An 841-nucleotide genomic window follows, 5' to 3' on the forward strand; every position below is an offset into this window, starting at 1 on the left:
TCGGGGGAAAGCGTGAAATCCATGGACGTCTCCTTCGGCCGGCGGGGCCCTCTGCCCCGGGGCCGAGGCTGCCCGCGTCGGCGGCGGGCGGCAACAGGGCATCGACGCCCCGCGGCCCCCTGCGCCGGTGGACGTGGCAGGCCATGGGCGCGTATCACGGGACGGACCCGCCATGGCGGCGGGGAAAGGAGATCGAGATGAAGATCACCCGTGCAGGAGAGCGCCCCTCGGGCGCCGGACCGGCGGACTATTTCACCGGTGCCGTGCGGATCGACCCGCTGTTCTCGGCCGAGGCGCCCGGGCGCGCGGTGGGCGCGCACGTCACCTTCGAGCCCGGGGCGCGGACGGCGTGGCACACCCACCCGGCCGGGCAGACGCTGATCGTCACCTTCGGACGCGGCCGCGTCGCCCGCGAGGGCGGCACGGTGGAGGAGATCCGGCAGGGCGACGTCGTGTGGTTCCCCGCGGGCGAGAAGCACTGGCACGGCGCGGCGCCCGACACCGCCATGAGCCACATCGCCATCCAGGAAAGCGTGGACGGCACGACCGTCGACTGGCTCGACCCCGTGACGGACGCGGATTACGGCGCCTGATCCGGCGCAGTCGGGGCGGCCGAGGGATCGCCCTGCATGCGCACCACGAGTTCCATCCGGTTGCGCACGCAGAGCTTGCCGAGGATCGCCGAGACATGCGCCTCGACCGTGCGGACGGAGCGTGACAGCGCCTCGGCGATGCGCGCGTTGCTTTCGCCCGACACGAGGAGATCCAGCACCTGCTGTTCCTTGAGCGTCAGTCCATGCGGATGGTGCCGTGCGGCGCGGGACGGCCCGCGCCGCCGCCG

General features: G+C 73.2%; 2 protein-coding genes. One reads left to right on the forward strand and one right to left on the reverse strand.

Annotated elements, in window-relative coordinates; all coding sequences use genetic code 11:
- The first annotated feature begins 197 nt into the window (after positions 1 to 197).
- Entirely contained in the window at positions 198 to 593 is a 396-nt protein-coding gene (locus RISW2_RS22990; RefSeq protein WP_043775838.1) for a (R)-mandelonitrile lyase, read from the forward strand.
- Here RISW2_RS22990 and RISW2_RS22995 read toward each other — a convergent pair.
- On the reverse strand, positions 581 to 841 hold a 261-nt coding region (locus RISW2_RS22995), incomplete at its 5' end, for a response regulator transcription factor (protein WP_162164363.1). The two genes, RISW2_RS22990 and RISW2_RS22995, sit on opposite strands and share 13 nt — an antisense overlap.

This window comes from Roseivivax isoporae LMG 25204 (genome assembly GCF_000521865.1).
GTDB classification, from domain to species: Bacteria; Pseudomonadota; Alphaproteobacteria; order Rhodobacterales; family Rhodobacteraceae; genus Roseivivax; species Roseivivax isoporae.